This is a genomic window from Oceanihabitans sp. IOP_32 (assembly GCF_009498295.1).
In the GTDB taxonomy this organism is placed as follows: Bacteria; Bacteroidota; Bacteroidia; order Flavobacteriales; family Flavobacteriaceae; genus Wocania; species Wocania indica.
Genome location: NZ_CP040813.1, coordinates 1 through 14,041 on the forward strand (window position 1 = coordinate 1; position 14,041 = coordinate 14,041).

14 protein-coding genes are annotated in these 14,041 nt (G+C 34.8%); 8 read left to right on the forward strand and 6 right to left on the reverse strand.

Annotated elements, in window-relative coordinates:
- Positions 1-98: 98 nt before the first annotated feature.
- From dnaA to FEZ18_RS00015, 3 genes are read left to right on the forward strand one after another with little or no spacing between them, the layout of a single operon-like run.
- Positions 99-1,526, forward strand: coding sequence for a chromosomal replication initiator protein DnaA (dnaA, locus tag FEZ18_RS00005; RefSeq protein ID WP_153266405.1), 1,428 nt, complete (start codon positions 99-101; stop codon positions 1,524-1,526).
- A gap of 31 nt (positions 1,527-1,557) precedes the next feature.
- Positions 1,558-2,013, forward strand: a complete 456-nt coding sequence (locus FEZ18_RS00010) for a low molecular weight protein-tyrosine-phosphatase (RefSeq protein WP_153266406.1) — start codon at positions 1,558-1,560, stop codon at positions 2,011-2,013.
- A gap of 54 nt (positions 2,014-2,067) precedes the next feature.
- Complete coding sequence (locus tag FEZ18_RS00015) at positions 2,068-2,784, forward strand: SAM-dependent methyltransferase (RefSeq protein WP_153266407.1); 717 nt, start codon at positions 2,068-2,070, stop codon at positions 2,782-2,784.
- Positions 2,785-2,812: 28 nt separating this feature from the next.
- Here FEZ18_RS00015 and FEZ18_RS00020 read toward each other — a convergent pair whose 3' ends face one another.
- The 4 genes from FEZ18_RS00020 to dapF all read right to left on the reverse strand — a co-directional run bounded on the left by FEZ18_RS00020 (position 2,813) and on the right by dapF (position 6,262).
- Positions 2,813-3,469, reverse strand: a complete 657-nt coding sequence (locus FEZ18_RS00020) for a peptidoglycan-binding protein LysM (RefSeq protein ID WP_153266408.1) — start codon at positions 3,467-3,469, stop codon at positions 2,813-2,815.
- Between the two features lie 453 nt (positions 3,470-3,922).
- On the reverse strand, positions 3,923-4,966 hold the full coding sequence (mltG, locus tag FEZ18_RS00025; protein WP_153266409.1) for an endolytic transglycosylase MltG: 1,044 nt from the start codon (positions 4,964-4,966) through the stop codon (positions 3,923-3,925).
- A gap of 1 nt (position 4,967) precedes the next feature.
- Complete coding sequence (locus FEZ18_RS00030; protein ID WP_153266410.1) at positions 4,968-5,492, reverse strand: GNAT family N-acetyltransferase; 525 nt, start codon at positions 5,490-5,492, stop codon at positions 4,968-4,970.
- Positions 5,489-6,262 carry a diaminopimelate epimerase gene (gene dapF, locus FEZ18_RS00035; RefSeq protein ID WP_153269004.1) on the reverse strand — a complete coding sequence of 258 codons (774 nt, stop codon included), beginning with the start codon at positions 6,260-6,262 and terminating at the stop codon, positions 5,489-5,491. The genes FEZ18_RS00030 and dapF overlap by 4 nt, the downstream gene beginning before the upstream one ends.
- Positions 6,263-6,581: 319 nt before the next feature.
- Between dapF and FEZ18_RS00040 the strand changes: the two genes are divergently transcribed.
- From FEZ18_RS00040 to FEZ18_RS00050, 3 genes are all read left to right on the forward strand, one after another.
- Entirely contained in the window at positions 6,582-7,979 is a 1,398-nt protein-coding gene (locus tag FEZ18_RS00040) for a trypsin-like peptidase domain-containing protein (protein ID WP_153266411.1), read from the forward strand.
- Between the two features lie 141 nt (positions 7,980-8,120).
- Entirely contained in the window at positions 8,121-9,569 is a 1,449-nt protein-coding gene (locus tag FEZ18_RS00045; protein ID WP_153266412.1) for a glyceraldehyde-3-phosphate dehydrogenase, read from the forward strand.
- 214 nt (positions 9,570-9,783) lie between these two features.
- The gene (locus tag FEZ18_RS00050; protein ID WP_153266413.1) at positions 9,784-10,404 is read left to right on the forward strand and encodes a tRNA (guanine-N1)-methyltransferase; all 621 of its coding nucleotides are present in this window, start codon (positions 9,784-9,786) and stop codon (positions 10,402-10,404) included.
- Positions 10,405-10,629: 225 nt separating this feature from the next.
- On the opposite strand, the gene FEZ18_RS00055 is transcribed toward FEZ18_RS00050, so the two are convergent.
- Positions 10,630-11,589, reverse strand: a complete 960-nt coding sequence (locus tag FEZ18_RS00055; RefSeq protein WP_153266414.1) for a phosphoribosylaminoimidazolesuccinocarboxamide synthase — start codon at positions 11,587-11,589, stop codon at positions 10,630-10,632.
- Between the two features lie 148 nt (positions 11,590-11,737).
- Entirely contained in the window at positions 11,738-12,691 is a 954-nt protein-coding gene (locus FEZ18_RS00060) for a PhoH family protein (protein ID WP_153266415.1), read from the reverse strand.
- A 153-nt stretch (positions 12,692-12,844) separates the two neighbouring features.
- Here FEZ18_RS00060 and FEZ18_RS00065 point away from each other — a divergent pair, with 153 nt between their 5' ends.
- Positions 12,845-13,717: an S-adenosyl-l-methionine hydroxide adenosyltransferase family protein gene (locus FEZ18_RS00065; protein ID WP_153266416.1), complete on the forward strand. Its 873-nt coding sequence runs from the start codon at positions 12,845-12,847 to the stop codon at positions 13,715-13,717.
- A gap of 5 nt (positions 13,718-13,722) precedes the next feature.
- Positions 13,723-14,019, forward strand: a complete 297-nt coding sequence (locus FEZ18_RS00070; RefSeq protein ID WP_153266417.1) for a putative quinol monooxygenase — start codon at positions 13,723-13,725, stop codon at positions 14,017-14,019.
- Positions 14,020-14,041 lie beyond the last annotated feature (22 nt).

The following is a 14,041-nucleotide window of genomic DNA, read 5'->3' on the forward strand; positions in this document are numbered from 1 at the left end:
CAAATTTGTTCACATATTTGCCGCAGATAAAAACATCCGAGGAATTCAGAAAATTCCTCTTAGAACTAAATAATAAACAAACTATAATTTAAAGAAAAATGAGTGAAACTGCGCAATCGGTATGGAACAACTGTCTCGAATTTATAAAGGATAATATTCAGCCGCAAGCTTACAAAACTTGGTTCGAACCAATTAAAGCAGTTAAACTCACAGACAACGCTTTAAGTATTCAAGTCCCTAGCAAGTTTTTTTATGAGTGGCTAGAAGAGCATTACGTTAAGATATTAAAAGTGTCTTTAACTAAGGAATTAGGTGAAAAAGCCAAATTGGTTTACATCATTAAGATGGAAAATACCTATGGTAATAAACAACCTTTTACCGAGAAAATACCTAGTGCAAATCGAAGTGCACTAAAATCTCAAGACGTCGATGTTCCTTTAAATAACAAAAGCCCTGAATTACGCAATCCTTTTGTTATCCCTGGAATTAGAAATGTAAAAATTGAATCGCAACTTAATCCCAATTATAGTTTTGACAACTTTTTAGAAGGGGATTCTAATCGCTTAGCCCGAAGTGCTGGATTAGCCGTTGCTGCAAAGCCAGGAGGCACCTCGTTTAATCCTTTACTTATTTTTGGTGGCGTTGGTTTAGGTAAAACCCACTTAGCCCATGCCATTGGTGTCGATATTAAAGATAAATATCCAGAGAAAACCGTACTCTATATTTCTGCCGAAAAATTTACCCAGCAATATGTAGACTCTGTTAAAAAGAACAACAGAAACGATTTTATTCACTTTTATCAAATTATTGATGTTTTAATAATTGATGATGTGCAGTTTTTATCTGGTAAATCTGGAACCCAAGATGTGTTCTTCCATATCTTTAACCATCTGCATCAAAACGGAAAACAGGTAATTTTAACCAGTGATAAAGCACCTGTAGACATGCAAGACATAGAACAGCGCTTATTATCGCGATTTAAATGGGGGCTGTCTGCCGAGTTACAAAATCCCGATTTTGAGACTAGAGTATCTATCGTTAAAAACAAGCTCTATAGAGATGGCGTTGATATGCCAGACGATATTATTGAATATGTGGCTAAAAACATTAAAACGAATGTTAGAGAATTGGAAGGCGCTATTATTTCCTTAATCGCACAGTCTTCTTTCAATAAAAAAGAAATAAATATTGATCTTGCCAAACAGATTGTTGAGAAATTTGTAAAGAACACTAAGCGTGAGGTTTCTATTGATTATATACAAAAAATAGTGTCCGATTATTTCCAAATGGATGTCGACACACTTCAGTCCAAAACTAGAAAACGCCATATTGTTCAAGCCAGACAACTAGCCATGTATTTTGCCAAAAAAATGACAAAAGCCTCTTTAGCGAGTATTGGTTCTCAAATTGGAAAACGCGATCACGCTACCGTACTACACGCTTGTAAAACGGTTAACAACTTATCTTCAACCGATAAACAATTTAAAAAATATGTTGAGGATATTACAAAAAAGCTTTCTGTTTAACTAAAAGAATAACGCTTTCGCGGAAGTTATAATGACAAAAATTCTAATGGTTTGTTTAGGTAATATATGCCGCTCTCCTTTGGCAGAGGGTTTATTGCGCTCTAAACTCGACGATGATAAGTTTGTGGTAGATTCCGCAGGCACCGCAAATTACCACATTGGCAAAGCTCCAGACGAACGATCTGTTGCCGTGGCCAAAAAATACGGGTTAGATATTTCGCATTTAAAAGCGAGACAGTTTAAGGTATCAGACTTTAATGTTTTTGATCTTATTTACGTTATGGACGAGTCTAACTACGAAAACGTTAAGGCTTTAGCGAGAGATGAGAAAGAACTCGCTAAAGTAAAGTTTATTTTGAATGAGGTTTATCCAAATCAGAATCAAGCTGTTCCAGATCCATATTACGGCGGAGACGATGGTTTTGAGCAGACTTACAATATGTTAAATAAAGCCTGCGCTGTGGTTGCAGAAAAATTAAAGTCTTAATACAGATGTTATATTATTATTAATTTATCAAAATAACTGTAATACATTAAACTTATGAGTGCTTCAAAAGGTCATTTATATCTTATTCCAACAACACTTGGAGACAATGCACCGCTTGAAGTATTACCAATATCTGTTAAAAAGGTTATTGAACAAACAGACACCTATATTGTTGAAAACGAAAAAGCCGCACGGCGTTTTATAAAAAAAATAAACTCTGGGAAATCACAATCAGGGTTAAAACTGTTTAATTTAAACAAATTTACAGATCCTAGTGAATTACCGTTATTTTTAGAGCCTTGCTTAAATGGCGTTAATGTAGGTATCTTATCAGACGCTGGATGTCCTGGTATCGCCGACCCTGGAGCCGATATTGTGAAACTCGCCCATCAAAAGAATATAAAAGTAATCCCTTTAGTTGGCCCCTCGTCTATTTTAATGGCCATGATGAGCTCTGGGATGAATGGCCAAAGCTTTACTTTTAACGGCTATCTACCTATTGATAAAGATGAAAGAAAGAAGGAAATCAAGCGTTTAGAACGTTTGTCTTTTGAGCGTAATCAATCACAAATTTTTATAGAAACGCCCTATAGGAATAATAAAATGCTTGAAGACCTCGTACAACTTTTAGATGGAAATACAGAGCTTTGTGTTGCTTGCGATATTACCTTAGCATCCGAGTTTATAAAAACACAACCCGCTCACCATTGGAAAAAAAATATGGTAGACCTTCATAAAAGACCTACCATATTTATAATACATAAAACTTAAATTAGTTTTAAGCTTGTTTTTTTTCTCATTACATCGCCTTTGCTTTTCGATCTGGTTTTACGAAAGACGTATCGTAACCAGAAAAACGTTTCATATAATAGGAAACTGTGGTGCCGTAACCGTCGGTAAAATTATCTAACCCGTAGCTTCTTAAATACTTTTTAACATTACCAGGTCCCGCTAAATGTGCCGCCGCTAATATACCAGATTCTGTAACAAGGACACCGTTTACTCGTTTTCCAACAAAATTTTTAATGTCACGTCTTAAAATCCACTTATTACGAGCCGCATTGGCTATAAAGGCCTTTTCTTGAAGGACTGGATTTTTTAAAAAATTAGCAGGGTTGTTAATACCAATTAATTTTAAAGTCGAAACGCCAAATTGGTATTTACCTAGGTATCCGTAGGTGTTTACGGTAAAATAATCTCCACCTGACTCTTTAAACGCTAAGGCTTCTTTAAAACCTACAAAAGATTTTCCTAAATACGGAGAGAATGATTTACGGTTATCCTTTGGCTCCAATAAATCTTTGTTGGTATTAGCGTCACTTACGGTATAGTTTAAAACTAAACCTTTTGTTGAGTACTTTCCTAAATCTATCGCTTCATCTGATGAAAACGATCCATACAACAACACAAGGGCTGTAATTGTTAAGGCTATGTAACTCGCTATACGTTTTATCATAAATTGTTTTTCTTTCCTTCATATTTCAATGGGAAGTATGACTGGAAAAATTGAGCGTGCAAAATTACATATAAATTTCTTTATAACAAAATTAATCGTTTATATGCTGCTTTTGTAGGTGTAAACGATTAAAAAAAACACTTAAAACCCTGAAAATCAAAATTTAAAATCAGTTCAACCTTCCTTATAATAAGAATATAAGCTTATTGCTTTATATCGATTTTATAGCATGAAGAACAACAAAGGCGATTATTAAAAACACTTTTAAGGTAGTAAACCCCTTGATATATATCGACAGCAAGAAAAAAATCATGCGTGTAAACTGCAATTATCTTGTAGATTTCACAAATTAAATCAAATACTCATTTGTTGTAAAATCAAAAACACGTCATGATTACAGTTGTATTTTATACTATAAACCAGAGACTTCTTAATATAGAAACAAGATAATTATTAACGCATAATGCCTTGGGCATTTAAATATTTATGGTATTCTCTGGCATTGGCGTTGTGCTGCGATAAGGTTTTTGCAAATTTATGATATCCAATACGTTTGGCATCAGCAGCAAAGTACAAGTATTTATGTGTCTCAAAATTTAAAACGGCATCAATGGCAGAAATATCTGGCATGGCGATTAAACCTGGTGGTAAACCCACGTATTTGTAAGTGTTATAAGGTGAATCTATCGCTTTGTGCACATTTAAAACGCGTTTAATAATTGTACCTTGGTATTGCGGTAGTTTGTAAGCGGCAAATTTAAGTGTGGGATCGGCTTGTAGCGGCATACCAATTCGGATTCTATTCATATAAACCCCTGCAATTCTGGGCTGCTCACTAGGTTGTTTAGATTCTTCATAAACTATAGAAGCTAAAGCCATGACTTCATCCTGAGACAAACCAATGGCCTTGGCCTTGGCTTTTCTAGAGCCGTTCCAAAATCGGTTGTATTCCTTCAACATGCGATTGGTAAATTTTTCTGCAGATGTATTCCAAAAAAACTCGTAGCTATTAGGAATATACAAGCCTAGTGCGGTAGATTCATTAAAACCATTTTCAGCTAAAAAGTCTTTATTCTTCATGGCGTTTAAAAGTGCTATACTATCTGCCTCAATCTGAGCAGCCACTCGACCAGCAAGTTTCTCTAGAGAATCTTGATTGTTAAAAGACAGTTTTATTGGTAAATTCGCACTTCTAATTGAGTTAATAATGTCGTTATTATTCATACCGTTTTTAATAGCATAACGACCCGCCTTAATATGATTGACGTATTTTTTGCGTTTTGCCAAGGCATCAAATTTATCTATATTTTTTAGAAGTGGTTTTAACTGTTCCCGCACATCCGTATACGTATCTGTAGATTTTATATAAATATAGGCGGTTTCGTTATTAAAAGCTGTGTTAGGTTTAAACATAACGGTATAAACATAATAGCCAAAAAAAGCAGCAGCCACTAAACCTATAAACACTAAAGTTAACAGAATTTTTTTTATGTACATTTTATTTATGTATTAACTGAAATAAGTACTCGTTTTTATAAGAACCATTTACATAGTTCCATTCTTTTTTTAATCCAACTTTCTCAAATCCTTGTGCTTGGAAAAGCTTGATACTGGTTTCGTTCTCTTCTGAAATATTACAATATAATTGATGTAAACCTAAATGGCTAAAACTATATTTTACTAATAATTGTAAAGCTTCACTTCCGTAACCCTTTCTCCTATCTACTTCCGCTTTAATCAAAATACCAACGCCTGCTCTACCGTTTTTAAAATCGAAATCGAATAAATCGATTAAACCCAAAGTATCGTTTTTATAATTACAAATCACCAAGCGCAGTTGTTTAACCTCAAAAATATCTTTTTGTGAATGCTCTAAGTATTGCTTAATTAGATATCTTGAATACGGTGTTTGGGTATTGCTAATTTCCCAGATCGATTCGTCGTTTTCTATAGCATATACAAATTCCAAATCTTCAGGTTCTAAAGCTCTTAAAAAAATGTTATTTCCTTTTAAGGTAATCATATTGTTCCTTGATATACTAATTTCGCGGGACCAATTAACCAGACCTCATTGTAAACCCCTTTTTGAGCCTTAAAAGAGACCTGTAAATCACCACCTTGCGTTTGCACAGTTATAAGATTTTTTTCTGTTTCTCCCAAATAATGCATCGCTAAAGAAACCGCTGTAACCCCAGTTCCGCAGGACAAGGTTTCGTCTTCTACACCGCGCTCGTAAGTTCTAACTTTAAAAATAGAATCGCTTATTTTTTGAACAAAATTTACATTAGTTCCAGCTTTATTATACGGTGCTCCGTAACGTATTTTAGCTCCTTCGGTTTTTATATCGAAATCATTAATATTATCTTCGAATTGCACATGATGAGGCGATCCAGTGTTTAAAAACACATGGTGATCGTGTTTTTCCACTATATTCACATATTGCATTTGCAGTTTTACAATTTCGCCTGAAATAGTTGCATGATGCAAGCCGTCTACAGCCTCAAAAGTTGCTTTGTCTTCTATAATACCGAGCTGCTTAGCAAAAGCTACTAGACATCGACCACCATTGCCACACATAGAACTCGGGTTGCCGTCGGCATTAAAATACACCATTTTAAAATCTAAGGTGTCGTGATTTTCTAAGAGAATAAGTCCGTCACCCCCTATGCCAAAACGTCTGTCGCATAAAAAAGCAATGTGTTTGGTATTGTTTTTGTTGAATGATTGTTGACGATTATCAATCATCACAAAATCATTTCCAGTTCCTTGATATTTATAAAAAGCTTGCGGTATCATCATAACGTGACAAATATATAAATAAAGATGCTTTTAAAAAGAGAATTAGTAAATGTAAGCCTAAAAAAGTGCATACATTTAACTTAAATATCGCCAAAGTCATACAGCCTACGCTAATAAAAAAGTATCGAATTACTTAAATTGGTTTTGATTGTTAAATAGCCGTTAAAAAAGGCGTTAAAAACCGTTAAATTTAAACGATTAACCCTTTTAAACTTATAATTTTAGTTTTAAAAACATACGCTATTTGTTGTTCTCTTGAGGTTTGTTAAACAAACAGCAATAGTTTAAATGTCATTAATAAAAATTTAAAGAAATGAAGAAAATTTTAACTTTAGTATTAGTATCGGCATTAGGTGGGATGTTAACACTTGGTGCATATAAATTGTTTTTTGAACCAGAGCAAAGTACTATCGTAGCCACCAACGATGTTAAACCCACTTTTTTACCCGCAAACAATGTAAGCCGAGTGTACAATATCGAAGAGGCTGCAAATTTTGTTAAAGCTGCCGAGAATACTGTAAATGCAGTTGTGCACGTTAAAAACGTATCGATTAGTAGCGGTCAAATGACTTTACAGGATTTGTTTTTGGGTAGGAGTTCACACCGAAAACAACTAGGTACTGGCTCTGGTGTTATTATAAATGCCGATGGTTATATTATAACAAATAACCATGTGATTAAAAATGCGCACGAACTATCGGTCACCTTAAACAATAATAAAACCTATGTTGCCGAATTGATTGGTGCCGATTCAAAAACAGACATTGCACTTTTAAAAATTGATGCCGAATCCGATTTACCCTTTGTAACGTTTAGTGATTCCGATCAAGCCAAAATTGGCGAATGGGTGCTTGCCGTTGGAAACCCCTTTAACTTAACCTCTACAGTAACAGCCGGAATTATAAGTGCTAAATCTAGAGATTTAACAGGAGGGCAATCATTTATTCAAACCGATGCAGCCGTTAACCCAGGAAACTCGGGTGGTGCTTTGGTAAATACTAATGGAGAACTTGTTGGTATTAACACCGCTATTTCTTCGCAAACAGGTTCTTATATCGGATATTCCTTTGCGGTACCTAGTAATATTGCCCGTAAGGTGGTTGAAGATATTATGGAATACGGCAATGTACAAAACGGTATGCTTGGTATTAAAGGAGGCTCTTTAAATAGTAGATTTTCTGAAGAACTAAACATTAGCGATACCGAAGGTATTTATATTGATAGTGTTATTGAAGACTCAGGAGCCGATAAAGCTGGACTTGAAAAAGGAGATATTATAAAGGCTATAGATAATATTAAAATCTCAAAATTCTCAGATTTAACAGGACATATTAGCACTAAGCGTCCAAACGATGTTGTAGAACTCACCATTGCCAGAAATGGCACATTAAAAACAATTCCAGTAACCTTATTTAAAAACCAAACCATAACCTTACCTCTTGTTGGTGAAATTAGAAATGCAAAACCACAAGATTTAAAAAGGTATAAAGCTAAGAATGGGGTTAAAATAGCCGCTTTAGACAATAAGTATGCAGAATATTGGGAGCGAAATGGTGTGGCCCCTGGAAATATTATCACAGCGATTAACGACATTAAGGTCAACTCCATAGACGATGTTCAAAATATCTTAGAAAACAAATCGCGTTCTGGATATTTAAGAATCGAACTTATAAATTCTAACGGAGAAAAAGAACGTTATAATTTTAGATAATCGATATAGAGACCCCTGTTTTTACAACCTCTTTTAACCAAAGTTAGAAGAGGTTTATTTTTTACAACAATTCTTTACGAAAACGTTTGAAATATAGTACTTTTGGCAAATCAATAATCAACAAACTAAACATTTTAAGCAATGGGTTTTAGTAAAACTTATGAAAAAGAGTTGTCTTTCCAGGCAGATCGTAGAAGAGCAACCGTAGAGTTTATCAAAATTGTAAGCGATTTGTGGTACGATAAATCTATCGAGTTAGTGCTTTTTAGAAATCAATTAATTGATAGAAATGTAAGTCAGATTTTAAGCCTCCATGAATATGCTGGTAAATTTGTACAAAAGCCCATTTCTATTTTTGACTCGGTAGAAATTGCTCAAGCGATAACATCGCTAGACATTCCGCCAGCAAAATTAGATATTGGTAAGTTAACTTATGAGTTTCATTTAGACGCCAACAAATACGGTAATGCAACAGCCTTTGTGGCGAGTAAATTAAAAGACGCTCATAAATCCAATGGGATTTCTCCAAAAGACGTTGTTCTTTATGGTTTTGGTCGTATTGGTCGTTTAGTTGCTCGCGAACTCATGACGCGCACTGGTAAAGGCAGTCAATTGCGATTAAGAGCTATTGTTACTCGGGGTGCTCTTGATGAAACCACCCTAGAAAAAAGAGCCTCGCTGCTACGAAACGATTCTGTTCATGGAGATTTCCCAGGAACCGTTTCAGTAGATGCCAAAAATAAAGCCTTAATGATTAACGGCACCACCGTGCATGTTATTTCTGCTAAGACACCAGAAGACATTGATTATACGCAATACGGTATACACAAAGCCTTGATAATAGATAATACTGGGGCTTTTAGAGACAAAGAGGCTTTAAGTAAGCACTTAAAATCTAAAGGAGCAGATAAAGTATTGCTCACCGCACCAGGCAAAGGTGTACCTAATATTGTATATGGGGTTAATCATCTAGAAAATAACCCCGATAAGGTGGATATCTTCTCGGCGGCTTCATGTACAACCAATGCGATTACTCCAATTTTAAAAGTCGTAGAAGACTCTTTTGGTGTTGTTAACGGACATTTAGAAACCATTCATGCCTACACTAACGACCAAAATTTAGTAGATAATTTTCATAACAAATACCGTCGTGGTCGTGCCGCCGCATTAAATATGGTGATCACAGAAACTGGCGCTGGAAATGCCGTAGCAAAAGCACTACCAAGTTTAGAGGGTAAACTAACCTCTAATGCCATACGTGTTCCCGTTCCCAATGGCTCTTTGGCAATTTTAAATTTAGAAATAGCGCAAGAAACCTCTCTCGATGGCATTAACACCATATTAAAAAAGTATGCTTTGGAAGGCGATCTGGTAGAACAAATAAAATACGAGTTAAGTGACGAGTTGGTGTCTAGTGACATAATTGGCTGCTCTGCTCCTGCTATTTATGATAGTAAAGCAACAATTGTTCGTGCCGATGGTAAAAATGTATTATTATACATTTGGTACGATAACGAATATGGCTACAGCCATCAAGTAATAAGACTAGCTAAATACATCGCCAAAGTAAGACGTTTTGCCTATTATTAATAATAAAATATTACAGCTATAAAATTAATCGTACACAAAAAGTAAAGTTTTACTTTTTTTACATTTTAAAAATCCAAACAACAATTTGTAACGTATATAGAGAAGCCTCATTTTATGGGGCTTTTTCGTAAATATTTCTGTATTAGTAAACATAATTTTATAACTTCGTTTTTTATTTTTTTAAACACAACTATCTCACTTAAACCAATTGTAAATGAATATTTTTAAGCACATTTCCCTTATTATCGTTTTTTTAATAAGTTCACTAACCTGTTTCTCGCAAGCTCAGCCACAGGAAGAATTATCTTTAAATGATGCTACTATTCCTAACCAGTTTGAATATGTTTTAAGAAAATCTGGGAACTTTAAAGGTACAGACGGACAGCCCTATGAAGCTGTAAAACGAAGTATGTTTTTCAATTTACGAGACAATACTATTGACTCGTTAAATACTTTAAAAACAAAGTTAGAAAACTCAAAAATTACCGTTGAAGCTCAAAAAAAAGAAGTTAACGATTTAAAAGCCAAACTAGAGAGCACACAAACAGCACTAGATACTACAAAATCTGAGAAAGACAGTATGTCTCTTCTAGGTATGCAAATGAGTAAAACAGGTTATAATGTACTCATGTGGACTATTATAGCTGGTTTATTGGCCTTGTTTTTGTTATTTGTATACAAATTTAAAAACAGTAATGCTGTGACTCGAGAAGCCAAGAAAGCCCTAGAAGATATTGAAGAGCAATTTGACGACCACAGAAGAGTGGCTTTAGAACGCGAGCAAAAAGTAAGACGCCAGCTACAAGATGAAATCAATAAACAAAAAGGAATTTAATTAAGAGTTTATATCTAAATTCTTATGCCAGATTAACAATACGACATTTCAAAATTAAATTGGTATTAATAATCGATGTAGATTGTTAAACGATTGATTAAAGCTGAACAATCCAGTGATTGTTCAGCTTTTTTATGCTATAGTTTTAGATTTTTAAATCGCTTTACCGTCGGGAAGACTCATACCTCATTTAATCTATTGTAGTAAAATACGAGGTTATTGTCTTTACTGTTGCACAGTTTTAAGATACTCTAAAACGTTTTGTTCTATGCGCTCTTGAATGTTAGAAATGTCTGCTTTTACAAAACGCTCTCCTGTAATTTTTTCATAAAGCTCGATGTAACGGCTACTCACACTTTCAACATATTCGTCGCTCATTTCAGGCAGAGTTTGGCCCTCTAATCCCTGAAAATCTTGTGCTATAAGCCATTGGCGTACAAATTCTTTAGACAGTTGTTTTTGAGTTTCACCTTTATCTTGACGCTCTTGATAGCCATCGGCATAAAAATAGCGTGAGGAGTCTGGTGTGTGTATTTCATCTATTAAAACAATTTTACCTTCTTTTGTTTTACCGAACTCATATTTAGTATCCACCAAAATTAAACCTCGAGATGCCGCTATTTCACTCCCTCTTTGAAATAATTTACGGGTGTAATCTTCCAAAACCTTATAATCGTCTTCTGAAACAATCCCTTTAGCTATAATCTCTTCACGTGAAATATCCTCGTCGTGATCACCCACTTCTGCTTTGGTTGCTGGTGTAATTATAGGTTCAGGAAACTTATCGTTCTCTTTCATGCCTTCGGGCATTGCCACGCCACATAATAGACGTTTTCCTGCTTTGTATTCACGGGCAGCATGACCAGACATGTAGCCACGAATTACCATTTCTACTTTAAAAGGATCGCATAAAAGCCCAACAGCGACATTTGGATCTGGTGTAGCGGTTAACCAATTAGGAACAATATCTTTTGTAGCCGCCATCATTTTAGTCGCTATTTGGTTTAATATTTGTCCTTTGTATGGAATGCCTTTTGGCATCACGACGTCGAATGCCGATAGCCTATCGGTTGCAATCATCACTAACTGCTCGTTGTTAATATTGTATACTTCTCTAACTTTTCCTTTATAAACACTTTTTTGATTAGGGAAGTTAAAATTGGTGTCTGTTATTGTTTTACTCATAAAGTTTAGCGTTTTGCTTTTAGTTCTGGTTATGTTTTAATCTAAAATGCCTAGCCCCGATTGAAACGGCATCCTTTTTTGCCATGAAAGCAAAAAAGATATAGTTGAAAGCGGGAAACAGCTTCTAATACTTTTAAAATACGAACGATTAATTTGTGCTATCGATACTTTTGTAGGCTTCTATAATTTTTTTAACAAGTTTATGTCGAATAACATCTTTCTCGTCTAAAACAATGATTCCCACGCCTTCTACATTTTTTAAAATTAATAAAGCCTCTTTTAACCCCGATGTCGTGCGCCGTGGTAAATCTATTTGACCAGGATCTCCAGTCAGTAAAAATTTTGCGTTTTTCCCCATACGGGTTAAAAACATTTTCATTTGTGCTGGGGTAGTATTTTGGCCTTCGTCTAAAATTACAAAGGCATTGTCTAAAGTACGCCCCCGCATAAAGGCTAAAGGTGCTATTTGAATGGTGCCATTTTCAATATAATACGCCAATTTTTCGGGCGCAATCATGTCTCTTAAAGCATCGTACAGGGGTTGCATATATGGATCTAATTTTTCTTTTAAATCGCCTGGCAGAAACCCCAAGTTCTCTCCTGCCTCGACGGCTGGTCGCGTTAAAATAATACGCCTCACTTCTTTATTCTTTAAAGCTTGTACTGCTAAAGCTACACCAGTGTAAGTTTTACCTGTTCCAGCTGGTCCAATAGCGAAAACCATGTCGTTTTTACGCATGCTTTCAACCAATTTACGCTGGTTGGCCGTTTGTGCCTTAATAAGTCTACCGCCTACACCATGCACAATAACGTCTCCACTTTTTTGAGAGGTTGTGTACTCTTCACTACTTTGGCTCGTTAAAACACGTTCTATAGCGTTTTCGTCTAGCTTATTATACTTGGAAAAATGCTTTAATAACATCGTGATACGTCTGTCAAACTCCTCTAATAGAGCTTCGTCTCCAAAGGCCTTAATTTTATTTCCTCGCGCTACTATTTTAAGCTTTGGAAAATATTTTTTTAACAGTTCAATATTACTGTTTTGTTCTCCAAAAAATTCTTTTGGAGTGATGTCTTCAAGTTCGATAATAATTTCGTTCAAAGGCCTATTTTATTTTATTTTCTTCTGAATTAGTGATAATAATATTCTCTCAGATGAAATGATTTCTTAATTTTGTGGTTTACACATATCTGAAACTCAAAAATACATAAATTTGAGTGATCAAACATTAAAAATATATCAATAATTTTGCCAATGGCGATAATTACTTTAACAACCGATTTCGGACAAAAAGATTACTTTGCTGCTGCAACAAAGGGTGCCATCTATAGTGAGCTTGCCGATGTTAAAATTGTTGACATTTCGCATTCGGTATCGCCTTTTAGTATTCCTGAAGCCGCTTATATCATTCAGAATGCCTATAGTAGTTTTCCTAAGGGTACCATTCATATTATTGGGATAGACGCTGAGCTAAACCCAGAAAATAAACATATCGCACTAAGTCTAGACGATCACTATTTTATTTGCGCCAATAATGGTATTATGAGTATGATTTGTTCTGAAATTGTCCCTGATAAAATTGTTGAAATTAATATTCACGACAGAATTCAAACCAGTTTTCCCGTTTTAGATGTTTTTGTAAAAGTAGCTTGCCACATTGCCCGTGGTGGTACTTTAGATGTTATTGGGAAAAGAATTACTGAAATTAAACCCATTAAAAACATTTTGCCGTATGTTAACCAAGATAAAACTCAAATTATAGGCAGTATTATTTATATAGATAATTACGGCAATGTAGTAACCAATATTAAACGCGAGTTTTTTGAAAATCATCAAAAAGGACGCGAGTTTATCATATCGGCACGAAATTACAAATTCAAGAAAATATTAAATAACTATAGTGATGTGGTTAATTTTGATATTCCTGTAGAAAAAAGACATGACGAGGGTAAAGGTTTGGTTGTTTTTAATTCTGGTGGCTTTTTAGAGATCGCACTTTATAAAAGCAATACAACTACGGTTGGGAGCGCCTCCTCTTTAATGGGTTTAACCATTATGGATACCGTTACGGTAAACTTTAGTGCTAAGCCCATAATCCCAAAAGGAACCCAAGATTTTAATAACTAAGCCATATGTTTGTAAGAATTGTAAAATTGAGTTTTAATGAAAATGATGTTGCTAGATTTCTTAAAAACTTTAATGCGAATAAACACAAAATAAGAGCGTTTAAAGGCTGTACTTTTTTAGAATTATACCGGGATAAAAATAACCCTAATATATTTTTCACCTATAGTTATTGGACCACTGAAACCGATTTAGAAAGCTACAGAAAATCTGAATTGTTTAAAACTGTTTGGAACAAAACCAAACCGCTTTTTAATGCTAAACCTGAGGCCTGGAGTGTTGATAAGGTAGAAACTTTGGTCTAAAAACAAAAAACCTAATTGGGCA